Source organism: Pseudomonas sp. 9.2(2024) (assembly GCF_039695385.1).
GTDB lineage: Bacteria > Pseudomonadota > Gammaproteobacteria > Pseudomonadales > Pseudomonadaceae > Aquipseudomonas > Aquipseudomonas paraglycinae.
On record NZ_CP155585.1, the window covers coordinates 3,132,907 to 3,152,813 of the forward strand.

The following is a 19,907-nucleotide window of genomic DNA, read 5'->3' on the forward strand; positions in this document are numbered from 1 at the left end:
GTCGAACGGCCGGGGTCTGAATCGACAGGTCGTTAAAGAAAAGACGCAGACTTGCGTTTTAACAAGCATCACCCTCTTTGAGGGCGGGGATGTGGGGCTACTGGAGAATGTGTATCCAGTTTTGCGTGCCAGCACATGACAATTTCAGTCCAGGCATAGGTCGTCGGACAATTTCGTGGTTAACTTCTGCCTCTTGCATGCTTTCCCAACAACGTTAAGAAGGACTCCGTTCATGGCTCAAGTCACGCTCAAAGGCAACCCGGTTCAAGTCAACGGCCAACTGCCACAAGCCGGTTCCAAGGCGCCAGCCTTTTCCCTGGTAGCCGGCAATCTGTCCGACGTCACCCTGAAAGACTTCGCCGGCAAGCGCAAAGTGCTGAACATCTTCCCAAGCGTCGACACCCCGACCTGCGCCACCTCCGTGCGCAAGTTCAACGCTCAGGCCAACGACATCAGCAACACCGTAGTGCTGTGCATCTCGGCTGACCTGCCGTTCGCCCAGGCTCGCTTCTGCGGCGCCGAAGGCCTGGAAAACGTACAAAACCTGTCGACCCTGCGCGGCACCGAGTTCCTCGAGAACTACGGCGTGGCCATCGCTGACGGCCCGCTGAAAGGCCTGACCGCCCGTGCGGTGGTTGTTCTGGACGAAAACGACAACGTCCTGCACAGCGAACTGGTCAAGGAAATTGCAGAAGAGCCTAACTACGAAGCGGCGCTGTCCGTTCTCAAGTAAGCGCTTTTACAATTGTTAACGGCCTGGCCCTGTCCAGGCCGTTTTCATTTGTGTATCAGTGTTTTGCCTCACACCTTGAAACGTAAGTGGAAGGTAAATTGCCGGTAAAGCTGCTTTGCTAAATCCCGGCCAGTGCTTATCGTTCAGCCTCCCGTAAAAGAAGCCCACGCGCCCAATGGTTAATCACTCCATGCAATCGTCTTCCCGAAACTCCCGTCGCTGGCTGTTGAGCCTGCTTGTCCTGCTGGTCATTGCCGGTCTGTGCTGGAAATTCTGGCCCGCCGGTTCGACCCACAAGGAGGGCGGCGAGAAGGCGCAGGCCGGCCATACCGGTCGTTCGGGGATGATGCGTCCGGGCTTCGGCGGGGCGGCCGGGCCGATTCCGGTGCGCGTGGCGCCGGCAGTCACCGGGGACTTTCCGCTGTACTACAAGGCCCTCGGTACGGTGACGGCGCTCAATACCATCAATGTGCGCAGCCGGGTCGGCGGCGAGCTGGTGAAGATCTATTTCGAGGAAGGGCAAATGGTCAAGGCCGGCGACCTGCTGGCGGAGATCGACCCGCGCCCGTACCAGAACGCCTTGCTCCAGGCTGAAGGCACCTTGCTGCAGAATCAGGCGCAGTTGAAGAACGCCCAGGTCGATGTCGAACGCTATCGCGGTCTTTACAAGGAAGACAGCATCGCCAAGCAGACACTGGACACCGCTGAAGCGCTGGTCGGCCAGTACCTCGGCACCGTAAAAACCAATCAGGCGGCGGTCAACGACGCCAAGCTCAATCTCGAATTCACCAAGATCCGCGCACCGATTGCCGGTCGCGTCGGCCTGCGTCAGCTCGACGTCGGCAACCTCGTGGCGGCCAACGACACCACGTTCCTGGCGGTCATCACCCAGACCCAACCAATCAGCGTGGCCTTCACCCTGCCGGAAAACAGCCTGGAAACCGTACTCGCCCGCTACCGCAGCGGCGCCAAACTGCCGGCCGAGGCCTGGGATCGTGGCGACACGAAACTGCAAGCCACCGGTGTACTGCAAAGTCTCGACAACCAGATCGACGTGACCACCGGCACCCTGAAATTCAAGGCGCGCTACGAGAACCGCGATCAGTCGCTGTTCCCCAACCAGTTCGTCAACGTTCACCTGCTGGCTGACACCTTGAAAGGTGTGGTGCTGGCTCCATCGGCTGCCATCCAGTTCGGTACCAACGGCACCTTCGTCTACGCGCTGGACGGCGACAAGAAAGTCACCATCCGCCAATTGAAGATCGGCGCCAGCGATGGTGAAAACACCGTGATCACCGAAGGCCTGGCCGCCGGCGACCGCGTGGTGCTGGAAGGCACCGACCGCCTGAAGGAAGGCAGTGAAGTGGAAGTGGTCAACGACAGCAAGGATGTGCCGACCACTCCGACCGAACACCTGCAAGGCAAGTCCGCCGCCACCGCGCCTGACGCCGCCGTCACCGACAAGGCCAAGAAGGGCGCATGAACATTTCGCGTCTGTTCATCCTCCGCCCGGTCGCCACCACGCTGAGCATGCTGGCCATCGTGCTGGCCGGTCTGATCGCCTATCGCCTGCTGCCGGTTTCGGCCTTGCCGCAGGTCGATTACCCGACCATCCGGGTCATGACCCTGTATCCGGGTGCCAGTCCGGACGTGATGACCAGTGCCGTTACCGCGCCGCTGGAACGCCAGTTCGGGCAGATGCCGGGCCTGACGCAAATGGCCTCGACCAGTTCCGGCGGTGCCTCGGTGCTGACCCTGCGTTTCAGCCTCGACATCAACATGGACGTCGCCGAACAGCAGGTGCAGGCCGCGATCAACGCCGCGACCAACCTGTTACCGACCGACTTGCCGGCGCCGCCGGTGTACAACAAGGTCAACCCGGCGGACACCCCGGTGCTGACCCTGGCCATCACCTCGAAAACCATGCTGCTGCCCAAGCTCAATGATCTGGTCGATACGCGCATGGCGCAGAAGATCGCCCAGATCAGCGGCGTCGGCATGGTCAGCATTGCCGGCGGCCAGCGTCAGGCGGTGCGGATCAAGGTCAACCCAGAAGCACTCGCAGCCAACGGCCTGAACCTGTCGGACGTGCGCACGCTGATCAGCGCGTCCAACGTCAACCAGCCCAAGGGCAACTTCGACGGTCCGACCCGGGTGTCAATGCTCGACGCCAATGACCAGCTGACCTCGCCCAAGGATTACGCCAACCTGATCCTGGCCTACGCCAACGGCGCACCGCTGCGGCTCAAGGATGTCGCGCAGATCGTCGACGGCGCCGAGAACGAGCGTCTGGCGGCGTGGGCCAACCAGAATCAGGCCGTGCTGCTGAACATCCAGCGTCAGCCGGGCGCCAACGTGATCGAGGTGGTCGACCGGATCAAGGCGCTGCTGCCGAGCATCACCGACAACCTGCCGGCCGGTCTCGACGTAGTCGTGCTGACCGACCGCACCCAGACCATCCGTGCCTCGGTCACCGACGTGCAACATGAATTGCTGATCGCCATCGCACTGGTTGTGATGGTGACGTTCCTGTTCCTGCGCCGCGCCAGTGCCACGATCATTCCGTCGGTGGCTGTGCCGCTGTCGCTGATCGGTACGTTCGGCGTGATGTACCTCGCCGGCTTCTCGGTCAACAACCTGACCTTGATGGCGCTGACCATCGCCACCGGTTTCGTGGTCGACGATGCGATCGTGATGCTGGAAAACATCGCGCGTTTCATCGAGGAGGGCGACAGCCCGATGCAGGCGGCGCTCAAGGGCGCGAAGCAGATCGGTTTCACCCTGATTTCCCTGACCCTGTCGCTGATCGCGGTACTGATTCCGCTGCTGTTCATGGCCGACGTCGTGGGGCGGTTGTTCCGCGAATTCGCCATCACCCTGGCGGTGGCGATCCTGATTTCCCTGGTGGTCTCGCTGACCCTGACGCCGATGATGTGCGCGCGTCTGCTCAAGCGTGAGCCGGAAGCACATGAGCAGGGCCGTTTCTACCGTGCCAGCGGTGCGTTCATCGACTGGATGATCGCCGCTTACGGGCGCAAGTTGCAGTGGGTGCTCAAGCACCAGCCGCTGACCCTGCTGGTGGCCATCGGCACCCTGGCCCTGACCGTGTTCCTTTATATGGTGGTGCCCAAGGGCTTCTTCCCGGTGCAGGACACCGGGGTGATCCAGGGCATTTCCGAAGCACCGCAGTCGATTTCCTTCGCGGCGATGGGCGAGCGTCAGCAGGCGCTGGCCAAGGTGATTCTCGAGGATCCGGCGGTGGAAAGCCTGTCGTCCTACATCGGTGTCGACGGTGACAACGCCACGCTCAACAGCGGTCGGCTGCTGATCAACCTCAAGCCCCATGGCCAGCGTGATCTGACGGCGACCGAAGTGATTGCCCGCCTGCAACCGCAGCTGGACAAGCTTGTCGGCATCCGTCTGTTCATGCAGCCGGTGCAGGACCTGACCATCGAAGACCGCGTCAGCCGTACCCAATACCAGTTCAGCATGTCGTCGCCGGATTCTGAATTGCTCAGCCTGTGGAGCGGCCGTCTGGTCGAGGCCCTGGCCCAGCGCCCGGAACTGACCGACGTCGCCAGTGACTTGCAGGACAAGGGTTTGCAGGTGTTCCTGGTGATCGACCGCGACGCTGCTTCACGGCTGGGTGTGTCGGTGTCGAACATCACCGATGCGCTGTACGACGCGTTCGGCCAGCGGCAGATTTCGACCATTTACACCCAGGCCAGCCAGTACCGCGTGGTGCTGCAAGCACAGGCCGGGGAGAAGATCGGCCCGCAGGCGCTGGATCAGATTCACGTCAAGACCACCGATGGCGGTCAGGTGCGGTTGTCGAGTCTGGCCCACGTCGAGGAGCGGCAGGCGCAACTGGCGATCACCCACATCGGCCAGTTCCCGGCGGTGATGATGTCGTTCAACCTCGCGCCCGGCGTGGCGTTGGGGCATGCGGTGGACATCATCGAGCAGGTGCAGAAGGACATCGGCATGCCGATCGGCGTGCAGACCCAGTTCCAGGGCGCGGCCGAAGCGTTCCAGGCATCGCTGTCGAGCACCTTGCTGCTGATTCTGGCGGCGGTGGTGACCATGTACATCGTGCTCGGCGTGCTTTACGAGAGCTACATTCACCCGATCACCATTCTGTCGACCTTGCCGTCGGCGGCGGTGGGGGCCTTGTTGGCGTTGCTGCTCAGTGGCAATGACCTGGGGATGATCGCGATCATCGGCATCATCCTGCTGATCGGTATCGTGAAGAAGAACGCGATCATGATGATCGACTTCGCCCTCGACGCCGAACGCACTCAGGGCATGGCGCCGGAGCAGGCGATTTATCAGGCGGCGCTGTTGCGTTTCCGGCCGATTCTGATGACCACGCTGGCTGCGCTGTTCGGTGCGGTGCCGCTGATGCTGGCCACCGGTTCCGGCGCTGAATTGCGTCAACCGCTGGGTCTGGTGATGGTCGGCGGGTTGCTGGTGAGTCAGGTGCTGACCTTATTCACGACGCCCGTGATTTACCTGGCTTTTGATCGGTTGGGACGGCGTTGGGCGAAGTCCGGCACAGGAGAGGTTGCGTGAAGGGCGACGTGAATACAGCTGCAAGCGTCAAGCTTCGAGCTGCAAGAGAAAAGCGGACTCGGAACAGGTTTTTAGCTTGCGGCTTGCAGCTTGTCGCTAGTGGTTGCCACCTATGAATCTTTCGGGTCCTTTCATCAAACGCCCCGTGGCAACCATGCTGCTTTCATTGGCGATCATGCTGCTGGGCGGTGTGAGCTTCGGTCTGCTGCCGGTGTCGCCGCTGCCGCAAATGGACTTCCCGGTGATCGTGGTGCAGGCCAGCCTGCCCGGCGCCAGCCCGGAAGTCATGGCGTCCACCGTGGCCACGCCGCTGGAGCGTTCGTTCGGCGCCATTGCCGGCGTCAATACCATGAGCAGCCGCTCCAGCCAGGGCTCGACCCGGGTGATTCTGCAATTCGACCTCGACCGCGACATCAACGGCGCGGCGCGGGAAGTGCAGGCGGCGATCAACGCCTCGCGCAACCTGCTGCCGAGCGGGATGCGCAGCATGCCGACCTACAAGAAGGTCAACCCGTCGCAGGCACCGATCATGGTGTTGTCGTTGACCTCGGACGTGCTGGAAAAAGGCCAGCTCTATGACCTGGCCTCGACCATCCTGTCCCAGAGCCTGTCCCAGGTGCAGGGCGTCGGCGAAGTGCAGATCGGCGGCAGTTCCCTGCCGGCGGTGCGCATCGAACTCGAACCCCAGGCGCTGAACCAGTACGGCGTGGCGCTGGACGATGTGCGCAAGACCATCGCCGAAGCCAACGTGCGCCGGCCCAAGGGTTCGGTCGAGGACGAGCAGCGCCTGTGGCAGATCCAGGCCAACGACCAGTTGGAGAAAGCCAAGGACTACGAATCGCTGATCATCCACTACAACGGTGGCGCGGCCCTGCGTCTGAAAGACGTGGCCAAGGTCAGCGACGGCGTGGAAGACCGCTACAACAGCGGTTTCTTCAATGATGACGCGGCGGTGCTGTTGGTGATCAACCGCCAGGCCGGCGCCAACATCATCGAGACGGTCAACGAAATCAAGGCGCAGTTGCCGGCGTTGCAGGCAGTGCTCCCGGCCAGCGTCAAACTGAACCTGGCCATGGATCGCTCGCCGGTGATCAAGGCCACCCTGCACGAAGCGGAAATGACCCTGCTGATCGCCGTGGCGCTGGTGATTCTGGTGGTGTTCCTGTTTCTCGGTAACTTCCGCGCGTCCCTGATTCCGACGTTGGCGGTGCCGGTGTCGCTGGTCGGCACCTTCGCGGTGATGTACCTCTACGGATTCTCGCTGAACAACCTGTCGCTGATGGCGCTGATTCTCGCCACCGGGCTGGTGGTGGACGACGCCATCGTGGTGCTGGAAAACATTTCCCGGCACATCGACGAAGGCGTCAAACCGATGAAGGCCGCGTACCTCGGGGCCAAGGAAGTCGGTTTTACTTTGCTGTCGATGAACGTCTCGCTGGTGGCGGTGTTTCTGTCGATCCTGTTCATGGGCGGGATCATCGAAAGCCTGTTCCGCGAGTTTTCAATCACCCTGGCCGCCGCCATCGTGGTGTCGCTGGTGGTTTCCCTGACGCTGACCCCGATGCTCTGCGCCCGCTGGCTCAAACCTCATACGCCGGGTGAGGAAAACCGCCTGCAACGCTGGAGCCGCCGCACCAACGACTGGATGGTCGGCAAATACGCCACCAGCCTCGACTGGGTGTTGCGCCACCGTCGACTGACCTTGCTGAGCCTGATCATCACCGTCGGGGTCAACGTCGCTCTCTATGTGGTGGTGCCGAAAACCTTCATGCCGCAGCAGGACACCGGCCAGTTGATCGGTTTTGTGCGCGGTGACGACGGTCTGTCGTTCAGCGTGATGCAGCCGAAAATGGAAGTGTTCCGCCGCGCCGTGCTCAAGGACGCAGCGGTCGAGAGTGTGGCCGGGTTCATTGGTGGCACCAACGGCACCAACAACGCGTTCATGCTGGTGCGCCTGAAACCGATCAAGGAGCGCAATATCTCTGCGCAGAAGGTCATCGAGCGCCTGCGCAAGGAAATGCCCAAGGTGGCCGGTGCGCAGTTGATGCTGATGGCTGACCAGGACCTGCAATTCGGCGGCGGTCGCGAGCAGACCACTTCGCAGTACAGCTACATCCTGCAAAGTGGTGATCTGGGCGCCTTGCGCGAGTGGTACCCGAAAGTGGTCACCGCATTGCGCGCCTTGCCGGAACTGACTGCCATCGACGCCCGTGAAGGACGCGGTGCGCAGCAGGTGACGCTGATCGTCGACCGCGATCAGGCCAAGCGCCTGGGCGTGGATATGAACATGGTCACGGCCGTGCTCAACAACGCCTACAGTCAGCGGCAGATTTCCACGATCTACGACAGCCTCAACCAGTATCAGGTGGTGATGGAGGTCAATCCGAAATACGCCCAGGATCCGGTGACACTCAAGCAGGTTCAGGTAATCACCGCCGACGGTGCGCGGATTCCGCTGTCGACCTTCGCCCATTATGAAAACAGCCTGGAAGACGACCGGGTCAGCCACGAAGGCCAGTTCGCCTCCGAGAGCATTTCCTTCGACATGGCCGAAGGCGTGACAGTGGAGCAGGGCAGTGCGGCCATCGAGCGGGCGATTGCCAAGGTTGGCTTGCCCGAAGACGTGATCGCAAAAATGGCCGGTACAGCCGACGCTTTCGCCGCCACTCAGAAGAGCCAGCCGTTCATGATCCTCGGTGCGCTGCTGGCGGTGTATCTGGTGCTGGGTGTGCTGTATGAAAGCTACATTCATCCGTTGACGATTCTGTCGACATTGCCGTCGGCCGGGGTCGGTGCGTTGCTGTCGATCTATGTACTGGGCGGCGAATTCAGCCTGATCTCGCTGCTCGGGCTGTTCCTGCTGATCGGTGTGGTGAAGAAGAACGCGATCCTGATGATCGACCTGGCGCTGCAACTGGAGCGTCATCAAGGCATGGCGCCGCTGGAATCGATCCGCAGCGCCTGTCTGCAACGCTTGCGGCCGATCCTGATGACCACGCTGGCGGCGATCCTCGGCGCCTTGCCGTTGCTGCTGAGCCGGGCCGAAGGCGCGGAAATGCGCCAGCCGCTGGGTCTGACCATCATCGGCGGGCTGGTTTTCAGCCAGGTGCTGACCCTTTACACCACGCCTGTGGTTTACCTCTATCTCGACAAGCTGCGCCATCGTTTCAACAAATGGCGTGGCGTGCGCACCGATGCCGCTCTGGAAACTCCGCTATGACTGACCGTTCGCTTATCAATCTGGCTACCGTTCGCGGCTCGCGTCTGCTGAGCCTGTCGCTGTGCGTGGCGATGCTCAGTGCCTGCGCCGTCGGCCCGGACTACCGGCGCCCGCAGACCGCCGAAATCGCCCAGTACAAGGAAGCCGAAGGCTGGCGTCAGGCCAACCCGAGCGATTCCCTGGCACGCGGTGCCTGGTGGGAGCTGTATGGCGACCGTCAGCTCAACGAGCTGATCGAGAAACTCAACAGCTCGAACCAGACCGTCGCCCAGTCCGAAGCCCAGTACCGTCAGGCCCAGGCCTTGGTGCGCAGCGCGCGCGGAGCGTTTTACCCGAGTGTCGATCTGAGCGCCGGCAAGACCCGTTCCAGCCAGGGCACTGGCAGCAGCAGTTCGAGCCTGAGCAGTTCCTCCAGCGGTATCCGTGACACTTACAACGCGCAACTGGGCGTGAGTTGGGAAGCGGATGTCTGGGGCAAGTTGCGTCGTGGCCTTGAAGCCAATGAAGCCAGCGCCCAGGCGAGCTACGCCGATCTGGCGGCGATGCGCTTGAGCCAGCAGTCGGAACTGGTGCAGAACTACCTGCAACTGCGGGTGATCGATCAGCAGAAACGCTTGCTCGAATCGACAGTGGCCGCCTATGAGCGCTCGCTTAAAATGACCATGAACCAGTACAACGCCGGGGTTTCCGGGCGTGACGCGGTGGCGCAGGCACAGACCCAGCTGAAAACCACTCAGGGCGATCTGGTCGACCTGATCTGGCAACGGGCGCAGTTCGAAAACGCCATCGCGGTACTGACCGGCCAGCCGCCCGCCGAATTCAACATTGCCGAAACCCAGGACATTCCCAAGCTGCCGCAGATCCCGCTGAGTCTGCCGTCGCAGTTGCTCGAGCGCCGCCCGGACATCGCTTCGGCCGAGCGCTCGGTGATCGCGGCCAACGCCAACATCGGCGTGGCCAAGGCCGCGTACTACCCGGACTTCAGCCTGAGCCTGAGCGGCGGCTACAGCAGCAGTACCTCGCAGAACCTGATCAGCCTGCCGAACCGCTTCTGGTCGGTGGGGCCGAAAATGACCCTGCCGCTGTTCGACGGCGGCATCCGCTCGGCCGAAGTCGACCGCACCGAAGCCGTGTACGACCAGACCGTGGCCAAATACCGCCAGACCGTGCTCGACGGTTTCCGCGAAGTGGAAAACTATCTGGTGCAATTGAAGGTGTACGAGGACGAAGCGGCGGTGCGCCAGGAAGCGCTCGATGCGGCACGGGATTCGTTGCGTCTGACCGAGAACCAGTACAAGGCCGGGGTGATTGCTTATCTCGACGTGGTGACGGTGCAGGCGACGGCGTTGAGCAATGAGCGCACTGTCCTGAATATCCTGCAGAGCCGTTTGATTGCCAGCGTGCAGTTGATTGCGGCGCTGGGCGGTGGTTGGGACGGGCAGCTGGAAACCACTGATAACCGCTGAAACCGAGCTGGTAACGATCTTCTCAAGACCCTGAATTAGAGCCCTGTCAGACGATCAAACAAGCGTTTCATCGGGTTGATGGCCATTTGATTACTTTGTCAGTGAATTCTTTTACGCAATCAGTACAATCGGCGCATTTGGCCCCGCCGAGAACGGACGCAGTACGGCGGGGTGGTCACGAGAATTCTCATGCTCATCGGTAGCTATTCCTTCACGCTGGTTTTCATTTCGCTGTGTGTGGCGATCCTCGCTTCCTACACCGCGCTCGATCTCACCGGGCGCATTGCCACTGCCAAGGGCCGCGCCGTGCATTTGTGGACGGCCGGCGGGGCGTTTGCCATGGGCATCGGCGTCTGGTCGATGCACTTCATTGGCATGCTGGCATTCAAGCTGCCGATCAGCCTCGGTTACGACATTTCAATCACCGCGCTTTCATTGCTGATCGCCGTGCTGTCCTGCGGTTTTGCCCTGTGGCTGGTCAGCCAGCCGAAACTGCCAGCCTGGCAACTGGCTTTTGGCGCATTGATCATGGGCGCCGGCATCAGCGCCATGCACTACACCGGCATGGCCGCGATGCGTATGCAACCGGGCATCGACTACGATCCGACACTGTTCGGCGCCTCCTTATTGATCGCCGTCGGCGCGTCCGCGGCAGCGCTGTGGATCGCTTTCCGACTGCGTCAACACTCGCCTTACGTGCGGGTGTTTCGGGCCGGGGCGGCGATTGTCATGGGTGTGGCGATTGTCGGCATGCACTACACCGGCATGGCGGCGGCGCGGTTTCCCGACGGGAGTTTCTGCGGCGCGGCACTCGGCGGTCTGAACGGCAACGGCCTCGACAATCTGGTGCTGATCACCACGCTGGCGGTGCTGGCCATCGCGCTGCTGACCTCGATTCTCGACGCGCGTCTGGAAGCCCGCACGGCTGATCTGGCCCATTCGTTGACCGTCGCCAACCGCGAACTCACCCAACTGGCCTTGCACGACACCCTGACCGGCCTGCCGAACCGCATGCTGCTGGACGACCGGATCAACCAGGCGATGAAAAAGGTCAACGAACAGGGCGGCTGTTTTGCGCTGATGTTCATCGATCTGGACGGCTTCAAACCGGTCAACGACGCTTTCGGTCACCACATGGGCGACCAGTTGCTGCGCGAAGTGGCGGTGCGTCTGCGTGAAGACTTGCGCAGCCTCGACACGCTGGCGCGGATCGGCGGCGATGAATTTGTCTTGCTGGTGCGCCTGACCGAGCCCAACGATGCACTGGGCCTGGCGGCGCGTCAGGTCGGCCTGATCGCGCAGTCGTTCCGGGTCGCCGAACATGAGCTGCAGATTTCCGCCAGCGTCGGCATCGCCCTGTACCCGGGCAACGGCCAGAACGCTCAGGAGCTGCTGATGAACGCCGACGCCGCGATGTATCACGCCAAGGGCGGCGGCAAGAACGGCTACAGCTTCTTCGACGCCTCGATGAACAGCAACGCCCGCAAGCAGCTGCAATTGCTGCAGGACTTGCGGGCGGCGCTTGAGCACGGCGAGTTCAGCCTGCATTACCAACCCAAATTCCATGCGGCCGATGGTCGTCCGGTCGGTGCCGAGGCGCTGGTGCGCTGGGAACATCCGACCCAAGGCATGCTGATGCCGGACAAGTTCATCGATCTGGCGGAGAAGACCGGACTGATCATTCCGATTGGCGAATGGGTGCTCAACGAAGCCTGCAGGCAGATGCGCGAATGGTACGTGCTGGGTTACACCGACTGGCGGATTGCGGTGAACCTGTCGGCATTGCAGTTCTGCCACTCAGGACTGGTGCGCAGCGTGGCCAAGGCCCTGGCCACCCACCATTTGCCGGCCAACAGCCTGACCCTGGAAATCACCGAAACCACTGCCATGAGCGACGCCGATGCGAGCATGACGGTGTTGCAGGAGCTGGCTGACATGGGCGTCGACCTGTCCATCGATGATTTCGGCACCGGCTATTCGAGCCTGATGTACCTCAAGCGGCTGCCGGCCAACGAGCTGAAAATCGACCGCGGTTTTGTCCGCGATCTGGAACACGACAGCGATGACGCGGCTATCGTCTCGGCGATCGTCGCCCTCGGTCAGGCACTGGGGCTGCGCATCGTGGCTGAAGGTGTGGAGACCGACTCGCAGCAGGATTTCCTGACGCAACTGGGCTGCGATTCGCTGCAAGGTTATCTGCTCGGTCACCCGATGCCGGCGGATCGCTTCCTGCAGGACATCGCGCGCGGCAAACCATTGGCGGTGAGCTGAGCCGCTAATCGCAGGTCATGCAAAACCCTGCAATGACGGTTATTCTTGCCCCGACTGTCACGTGTGCATCGGGGGAAAGGCCAGCATGGATAAAGTCATTGTGATCACCGGCGGCGGTCGAGGAATCGGCGCCGCCACTGCATTGTTGGCTGCCGAGCAAGGCTATCGGATCTGCATCAATTACCAGACGGACGAACAGGCCGCTCACCACGTGCTCGATCAGGTGCGTGAGCGCGGCGCCACGGCCATCGCTGTGCGCGCCGATGTCAGTATCGAAGACGAAGTGATCGCGCTGTTCAACCGGGTCGACAGCGAACTGGGCCGCGTCACCGCCCTGGTGAACAACGCCGGCACCGTGGGGCAAAAATCCCGGGTCGACGAAATGTCCGAATTTCGCATTCTCAAAATCATGAAAACCAACGTCCTGGCGCCGATCCTTTGCGCCAAGCACGCAATCCTGCGTATGTCGCCCAAACACGGCGGGCAGGGCGGCAGCATCGTCAACGTTTCTTCGGTCGCCGCGCGGCTGGGATCGCCCAACGAATACGTCGATTACGCAGCGTCCAAAGGCGCGCTGGATACGTTCACCATCGGCCTGTCCAAGGAAGTGGCGGGCGAGGGGATTCGCGTGAATGCGGTGCGTCCGGGTTACATCTATACCGACTTCCATGCGTTGAGCGGCGACCCGGATCGGGTCAGCAAGCTGGAGTCGGCGATTCCGATGGCCCGGGGCGGCCGGCCGGATGAGGTGGCGGAGGCAATTGTCTGGTTGCTGTCGGACAAGGCTTCTTATGCCACCGGGACTTTTGTCGATCTCGGCGGCGGCCGTTAATGATCGTTCCCACGCTCCGCGTGGGAATGCAGCCCGGGACGCTCCGCGTCCCTTCCAGAGCTGGAACGCGGAGCGTCCCTTGAGGCATTCCCACGCGGACGGTTCGACGCCTCGACGTGGGAACGATCATCGTCTAGGCGTTGAACTGGTTGCGTGGGAACGATCAGCGGTCTTTCAGAACGACCGCACAATCCGCCCCAACGTTTCCATCGCCTTCTCCGCATCCTCGGTCCACGGGCTGCCGTAGTTCAATCGAATGCAGTTCCTGAAGCGCTGGGTCGGCGAAAAGATCGGCCCCGGCGCAATGCTGATCCCCTGCGCCAACGCCATCTGAAACAACTTCAACGAATCCATCTGCGGTGGCAGTTCCAGCCACAGGAAGTAACCGCCGGCCGGTTGGCTGACGCGTGTCTGCGCCGGGAAGTAGCGGGCGATGGCTGCGAGCATCGCGCTTTGCTGTTCTTCCAGGGCGTAGCGCAGTTTGCGCAGGTGACGGTCGTAGCCGCCGTGTTGCAGGTAGTCGGCGATGGCGGCTTGCGCGGGCATTGAGGCGCACAGCGAGGTCATCAGTTTCAGCCGTTCGATCTTTTGCGCGTAGCGGCCGGCGGCGACCCAGCCGATGCGGTAGCCGGGGGCCAGGCTTTTGGCGAACGAACCGCAATGCATCACCAAGCCTTCGGTGTCGAAGGCCTTGGCCGGTTTCGGTGCCTGCTGCCCGTAATAAAGTTCGGCGTAGACGTCGTCTTCGATCAGCGGCACTTGATGCTGTTTCAGCAGTTCCACCAGCTCCTGTTTCTTGGCCTCGGGCATGGTCGCGCCCATCGGGTTCTGGAAACTGGTCATGCACCAGCAGGCCTTGATCGGGTGCCGCTCGAGTGTCTGGGCGAGCACGCCGAGGTCGATGCCGTCGCGCGGGTGCACGGGGATTTCCACGGCTTTGAGCTTCAGGCGTTCGAGCACTTGCAGGCTGGCGTAAAACGCCGGGGCTTCGATGGCCACCAGATCGCCGGGTTCGGTCACCGCTTGCAGGCACAGGTTCAGCGCTTCGAGGGCGCCGTTGGTGATCAGCAGTTCTTCCATCGGCAGCATCAGCCCGCCGACCATGTAGCGCAGGGCGATCTGCCGACGCAGTTGCGGGTTGCCCGGCGACATGTCGGTGACCACCATGCGCGGGTCCATCTCCCGGGCGGCACTGGCCAGCGAGCGGGACAGACGCTGCAGGGGGAACAGGGTCGGGCTGGGGAATGCCGAGCCGAATGGCACGGTGCTCGGATCCTTGATTGATTCGAGTACCGAGAACACCAGTTCGCTGACGTCGACCTTGGTGGACTCGTTGACCTGGCTGCTGATCACCGGCTCCGAGAACGGGCTCGGGGCGTGGGTGTTGACGAAGTAGCCGGAGCGCGGCCGGGCACGGATCAGGCCGCGACGCTCCAGCAGGTAGTAGGCCTGGAACACCGTGGACGGGCTGACGCCGTAAGTCTGGCTTGCGTAGCGCACCGACGGCACCCGCTGACCGGGGCCGAGGACGCCGGAGCGGATCAGTTCAGCGATGTCGTCGGCGAATTTTTCGTAGCGTTTCATCGGGGGCCTTGGTACGTGGTGTTTGGTGTTTTTGTGGTGGGTCAGTGGCATCAGCCCTCACCCTAGCCCTCTCCCGGAGGGAGAGGGGACTGATCGTGGGATGCTTAAGAGTTGCGCCGACATGAACATGCTGCAGTGAATCCATAATCGACGCGGTATTTCAGGTCGACGTATAGCGCCAGATACCTCGGTCGGCTCCCTCTCCCTCCGGGAGAGGGCTGGGGTGAGGGGGCGATTCTAAGGGATCAGCGATTCATCGGCGCAACAAACCGGCTCTTCGCCACGCTATAAACCTCAGGCTCATCACTGTCGGCAATCTTGAAACTCAAGGTCTGCGAGCTGCTGGCCGCGCGTTCCGTGGTCATCGCCACCGACACCGGCACATCGACAATTTCGCCCGGCGCCAGGCTCAGCTCAGTCTTGCCTTGCAGCTGGAAGCCGTCGCCATCCACCAGGCTCAGGTTGTAGTCCTGACGCTGCTGGGTTTTGTTGATGACCTTGAGGGTGTAGATGTTCTCAATCTGGCCCTGACCGTTCTCACGGAACAGACCACGATCCTTGGTCACGTCCAACGACACCATCGGTCGCTCGACCAGCGCCAGGGCGAGGGCGCCGATCATCACCACCAGCACCGCGACGTAGCCGATCAATCTCGGGCGCAACAAGTGCGTCTTGCCGCCCTGCAACTCACGCTCGGAGGTATAGCGAATCAGGCCACGGGGGTAATTCATCTTGTCCATGATCGAATCGCAGGCGTCGATGCACGCCGCGCAGCCGATGCATTCCATTTGCAGGCCGTCGCGGATGTCGATGCCGGTCGGGCAGACCTGCACGCACAACTGGCAGTCGATGCAATCGCCAAGGCCGGTTTCGGCCGGTTTCATGTCGCGTTTGCGCGGGCCTCGGTTTTCGCCACGGGCCACGTCGTAGGAAATCGCCAGGGTGTCCTTGTCGAACATCACGCTCTGGAACCGTGCATAGGGGCACATGTGCATGCACACCGCCTCACGCAGCCAGCCGGCATTGATGTAAGTGGCGGCGGTGAAAAACAGCACCCAGAACAGGCTGACACCGCCGATCTGCAAGGTCAGCAACTCTTCGGCCAATGGCCGGATCGGGGTGAAGTAGCCGACGAAAGTCAGGCCGGTCAGTACGCTGATCGCCAGCCACAGCGTGTGCTTGGCCGCACGCCGGGCCAGTTTGTTCAGGCTCCACGGTGCAGCCTGCAGCTTGATCCGCTGGTTGCGTTCACCTTCGGTGATCTTCTCGCACCACATGAAGATCCACGTCCACGAACTCTGCGGGCAGGTGTAGCCACACCACACCCGGCCGGCGAACACGGTAATCGCGAACAGGCCGAACGCGGCGATGATCAGCAGCGCCGAGAGCAGAATGAAATCCTGCGGCCAGAAGGTCGCGCCAAAGATGTGGAATTTGCTTTCGGAAAGGTCCCAGAGCACCGCCTGACGACCGCCCCAGTTCAGCCACACCGTGCCGAAAAACAACAGGAACAGAAACCCCGCGCCGCTCATGCGCAGGGTGCGGAAAAGGCCGGTGAAGCTGCGGGTGAAGATCTGGTTGTCGCTGGTGGCGTGTTTCGCCTTCATTGGGCGCGCCGGTACTTTTTTTATCTGGGGAGATGCTTCTACGGTTCGGACGGGGATTCGTTCGCTCATGGTCGTTCGCTCATCAGCCTCCATCAGGCCAGGGAACTATGAGCGCCGATCTGTTTGCATAACAGACTCAGGTATTTCAATAAAAAGCGTATCAGATGGGTTTCGCACAAACGCCTGCGACAACTTGAAGCAGCCCGTGGGCCGAGGCGCAGACGCCTATCCCAGACGCCTGCGCCGCTTGTTGATCGAGGTCAGTCAAATCACCGAATCACTGTCGTCGGCCTTCAGGTGTTTGCGTCCATCCCGGGCGCCGGCGACGGTCAATGCATCTGCTTCGGCCTCGGTGACGTAGATGCGCCGTCCTTCCACTTCGACGAACGACATGGCTTTTTCGCTATCTGTCCTGACTTCCAGCGTGTCGCAGATCCGGATTTCCTCACCGTTTTCAACGGTGAAAAAACAGACTTTCGATTCCGGATTGCTTTCATCGATACGAAGGGGCATGGGGTTGTCCTTTTTTCACGGGAGTCTGAATCATTTGGGTGCGCGGTTCTGCAGATCGTTCTACGCAACCGATTAATGGTCGGCGCTGTCCATCCTTTATAAACTCATAACAAGGACTGGCCGATGAACGCCTGGTGGCATGAAGTGTGGGAAACCCTGCAAGCGGAATTCGCCGACATCGGCGATGCGTCGCAGCTGACCCGGATCACCGTGCGCCTGCTGATGGCGGCGATATTGGGCGGGATTCTCGGGTTTGAGCGCGAGCACAAGGGCAAGGCTGCCGGGGTGCGAACGCACATGCTGGTAGCCCTTGGCGCGGCGTTGTTCGTGCTGGTACCGCAATTGTCCGGTTCCCAGGCCGACGCGATGAGCCGGGTGGTGCAGGGCGTGATTGCCGGGATCGGCTTTCTCGGGGCCGGCACCATCCTGAAAAATCATGAAGGCGACGAAGGCCACGTCAAGGGCCTGACCACCGCCGCCGGTTTGTGGATGACTGCCGCCATCGGCGTCGCGGCCGGTCTGGGCCGCGAGGCGACGGCGGTGCTCAGTACGTTGCTCGCGTTGGGAATATTCAGTGTCATGCCGCGGATCGTCAGGGTCTTCGAAAAGGATCACATCGAGAAGGACCGCATCGAGAAAGACCACAGCGACCTACGCTGATCAGACGATTACCGGCGGCATGGTCGTGGGTGGTTCTTCCTTCGGTGGTGGCGTGGTGCCAGGCGGTTCCTGTTCGGGAATCGGCTGCGGCTCGGTCTCGGGCAGGGTCGGTTTATCGATGTTCGGATCGGGTGTTTCAGCGGGAATCGGAATAGTCATCGGGTGAACCTCCGTGTGGAACTTGGCGTGGGACGTGCTTAAGTGGATTGACCACTTCACTGCGAAATCGATCCGATTTTGTAGCGCGGCAAATCCCTGTGAACTTTTCCCGGCGACGGCCGCTCGGAACCTGAGAGAGTTCATCATCGGGCGAAGGCCCGGCCGTGACCGCCAAACAGGCAAACGAGCGTCCTTGGGGCGTTAAGGAGAGATGCTCAATGACTGCTGAAAAACCCTCGGAACAGAGCTACAACCCGCATATACCGCTGTCGCAGGCCTTGCTGTTGCCGCGCATCGTCATAGAAAACACCGCGCCGACCCTCGACGGCGGACAGTTTGCTGTCAAGGCGATCGCGGGCCGCGAGATCGTGGTCACCAGCAAGGTGTTCGCCGACGGTCACGACAAACTGGCGGTGCGCATCCGCTGGCGCGAAGAGGGCGATGAGTCGTGGCAGACCGAGGTCATGTCCGATCAGGGCAATAACGGCTGGAAAGGCGTTTTCCAGCCACAGCGCGTGGGCCGTTATCTGTTTCTGATCGAAGCCTGGATCGACCAGTTCGCCAGTTTTCAGTACGAACTGGAGAAAAAGCACACCGCCGCCGTCCCGGTCAGCCTCGAGCTGCAAGAGGGGCGCACCATGGTGCAACAGGCCGCCGAGCGCAGTGAAGGTCAGCTCAGCGAACAACTGGCCGGCCTGCACCACGAATTGTCCGGCCTGCTCGAAACCGAGCAGGTCGCGTTGTTTCTGCACTCGCGCAGTGCGCAACTGATGGCCGAGGCCGATCACCGCGCCTATCTGAGTCTCAGCCCGGAATTCCCGGTGGACGTCGAGCGCGAACTGGCGGAATTCGCCAGCTGGTACGAACTGTTTCCCCGCTCGATCACCGACGATCCCGCCCGCCACGGCACCTTCAATGACGTGCACGCGCGCCTGCCGATGATTCAGGACATGGGCTTCGACGTGTTGTACTTCACGCCGATCCACCCGATTGGCCGCAGCCATCGCAAGGGCCGCAACAATTCCCTGACCGCCGGCCCGGACGATCCCGGCAGCCCGTATGCGATCGGCAGCGAGGAGGGCGGCCACGAAGCGATTCACTCGCAGCTCGGCACCCGCGAGGATTTCCGTCGGCTGGTGGCCGCAGCCGCTGAGCATGGTCTGGAAATCGCCCTCGATTTCGCCATTCAGTGTTCCCAGGATCACCCGTGGCTCAAGCAGCATCCGGGCTGGTTCAACTGGCGGCCGGACGGCACGATCAAATACGCCGAGAACCCGCCGAAGAAATACCAGGACATCGTCAACGTCGACTTCTACGCACCGGAAGCGATTCCGAGCCTGTGGGTCGAATTGCGCGACATCGTGGTCGGCTGGGTGCAGGAGGGCGTGAAGATCTTTCGCGTCGACAACCCGCACACCAAGCCGCTGCCGTTCTGGCAATGGTTGATCGCCGATGTCCGTACGTTGTACCCGGAAGTGATCTTCCTCGCTGAAGCCTTCACTACGCCGGCGATGATGGCGCGGCTGGGCAAGGTCGGTTACACCCAGAGCTACACCTATTTCACCTGGCGCAACACCAAGGCCGAACTGGCGACCTATTTCAGCGAACTCAATGAATCGCCGTGGCGCGAGTGCTACCGGCCGAATTTCTTCGTCAACACCCCGGACATCAACCCGGCGTTCCTGCATGAATCGGGACGTCCCGGATTTCTCATCCGCGCGGCGCTGGCGACCATGGGCTCGGGCTTGTGGGGTATGTATTCCGGGTTCGAACTGTGCGAATCGGCGCCGGTGCCGGGCAAGGAGGAGTACCTCGATTCCGAGAAGTACGAGATCCGCGTCCGCGACTTCAACCAGCCCGGCAACATCATTGCCGAGATCGCCCAGCTCAACCGCATCCGCCGGCAGAATCCGGCGCTGCACAGCCATCTGGGCCTGAAGATCTACAACGCCTGGAATGACAACATTCTGTATTTCGGCAAACGCAGCGCGGACGGCAGCAATTTCATTCTGGTGGCCGTCAGCCTCGATCCGCATAACGTTCAGGAAGCGAATTTCGAGCTCCCGCTGTGGGAAATGGGCCTGCCGGACGATGCCACCACCCACGGCGAAGACCTGATGAATGGCCATCGCTGGGACTGGCACGGCAAGTACCAGTTCATGCGGATCGACCCGGCTTACCAGCCGTTCGGAATCTGGCGGATCACTTCTTCCTGATCGACTTGATCGGTTCCTGATCGTTCCCACGCTCCGCGTGGGAATGCCGCCATGGACGCTCTGCGTCCGCTTTG

At 61.6% G+C, this 19,907-nt stretch carries 13 protein-coding genes; 9 read left to right on the plus strand and 4 right to left on the minus strand.

Annotated features, from left to right (window positions below; translation table 11 throughout):
• Positions 1 to 232: 232 nt before the first annotated feature.
• From tpx to ABFB52_RS14105, 7 genes are all read left to right on the plus strand, one after another.
• Entirely contained in the window at positions 233 to 733 is a 501-nt protein-coding gene (tpx, locus tag ABFB52_RS14075) for a thiol peroxidase (RefSeq protein ID WP_011333939.1), read from the plus strand.
• Positions 734 to 908: 175 nt separating this feature from the next.
• On the plus strand, positions 909 to 2,216 hold the full coding sequence (locus ABFB52_RS14080) for an MdtA/MuxA family multidrug efflux RND transporter periplasmic adaptor subunit (protein WP_085745836.1): 1,308 nt from the start codon (positions 909 to 911) through the stop codon (positions 2,214 to 2,216).
• Positions 2,213 to 5,305 carry an MdtB/MuxB family multidrug efflux RND transporter permease subunit gene (locus tag ABFB52_RS14085; protein WP_039772386.1) on the plus strand — a complete coding sequence of 1,031 codons (3,093 nt, stop codon included), beginning with the start codon at positions 2,213 to 2,215 and terminating at the stop codon, positions 5,303 to 5,305. The genes ABFB52_RS14080 and ABFB52_RS14085 overlap by 4 nt, the downstream gene beginning before the upstream one ends.
• 112 nt (positions 5,306 to 5,417) lie before the next feature.
• A complete protein-coding gene (locus tag ABFB52_RS14090; RefSeq protein ID WP_129974201.1) occupies positions 5,418 to 8,525 on the plus strand; it encodes an efflux RND transporter permease subunit in 3,108 nt (1,035 codons plus the stop codon).
• The gene (locus ABFB52_RS14095; protein WP_129974202.1) at positions 8,522 to 9,991 is read left to right on the plus strand and encodes an efflux transporter outer membrane subunit; all 1,470 of its coding nucleotides are present in this window, start codon (positions 8,522 to 8,524) and stop codon (positions 9,989 to 9,991) included. The genes ABFB52_RS14090 and ABFB52_RS14095 overlap by 4 nt, the downstream gene beginning before the upstream one ends.
• A gap of 189 nt (positions 9,992 to 10,180) precedes the next feature.
• The gene (locus tag ABFB52_RS14100; RefSeq protein WP_085745833.1) at positions 10,181 to 12,262 is read left to right on the plus strand and encodes an EAL domain-containing protein; all 2,082 of its coding nucleotides are present in this window, start codon (positions 10,181 to 10,183) and stop codon (positions 12,260 to 12,262) included.
• 85 nt (positions 12,263 to 12,347) lie between these two features.
• On the plus strand, positions 12,348 to 13,094 hold the full coding sequence (locus tag ABFB52_RS14105) for an SDR family oxidoreductase (protein WP_007955033.1): 747 nt from the start codon (positions 12,348 to 12,350) through the stop codon (positions 13,092 to 13,094).
• A 174-nt stretch (positions 13,095 to 13,268) separates the two neighbouring features.
• Here the strand turns inward: ABFB52_RS14105 and mapR are convergent, their stop codons facing one another.
• The 3 genes from mapR to ABFB52_RS14120 all read right to left on the minus strand — a co-directional run bounded on the left by mapR (position 13,269) and on the right by ABFB52_RS14120 (position 16,798).
• Positions 13,269 to 14,678: a GntR family transcriptional regulator MpaR gene (mapR, locus tag ABFB52_RS14110; protein WP_039772397.1), complete on the minus strand. Its 1,410-nt coding sequence runs from the start codon at positions 14,676 to 14,678 to the stop codon at positions 13,269 to 13,271.
• 245 nt (positions 14,679 to 14,923) lie between these two features.
• Positions 14,924 to 16,354: a cytochrome c oxidase accessory protein CcoG gene (ccoG, locus tag ABFB52_RS14115; RefSeq protein WP_129974290.1), complete on the minus strand. Its 1,431-nt coding sequence runs from the start codon at positions 16,352 to 16,354 to the stop codon at positions 14,924 to 14,926.
• A 195-nt stretch (positions 16,355 to 16,549) separates the two neighbouring features.
• Positions 16,550 to 16,798, minus strand: a complete 249-nt coding sequence (locus ABFB52_RS14120; protein WP_007952135.1) for a DUF3203 family protein — start codon at positions 16,796 to 16,798, stop codon at positions 16,550 to 16,552.
• Between the two features lie 123 nt (positions 16,799 to 16,921).
• Here ABFB52_RS14120 and ABFB52_RS14125 point away from each other — a divergent pair, with 123 nt between their 5' ends.
• Complete coding sequence (locus ABFB52_RS14125) at positions 16,922 to 17,458, plus strand: MgtC/SapB family protein (RefSeq protein ID WP_085745831.1); 537 nt, start codon at positions 16,922 to 16,924, stop codon at positions 17,456 to 17,458.
• Here ABFB52_RS14125 and ABFB52_RS14130 read toward each other — a convergent pair whose 3' ends face one another.
• A complete protein-coding gene (locus ABFB52_RS14130; protein ID WP_165369575.1) occupies positions 17,459 to 17,617 on the minus strand; it encodes a hypothetical protein in 159 nt (52 codons plus the stop codon). It abuts the gene before it with no gap.
• 218 nt (positions 17,618 to 17,835) lie between these two features.
• Between ABFB52_RS14130 and ABFB52_RS14135 the strand changes: the two genes are divergently transcribed.
• Positions 17,836 to 19,833, plus strand: coding sequence for an alpha-1,4-glucan--maltose-1-phosphate maltosyltransferase (locus ABFB52_RS14135; protein WP_129974289.1), 1,998 nt, complete (start codon positions 17,836 to 17,838; stop codon positions 19,831 to 19,833).
• Positions 19,834 to 19,907 lie beyond the last annotated feature (74 nt).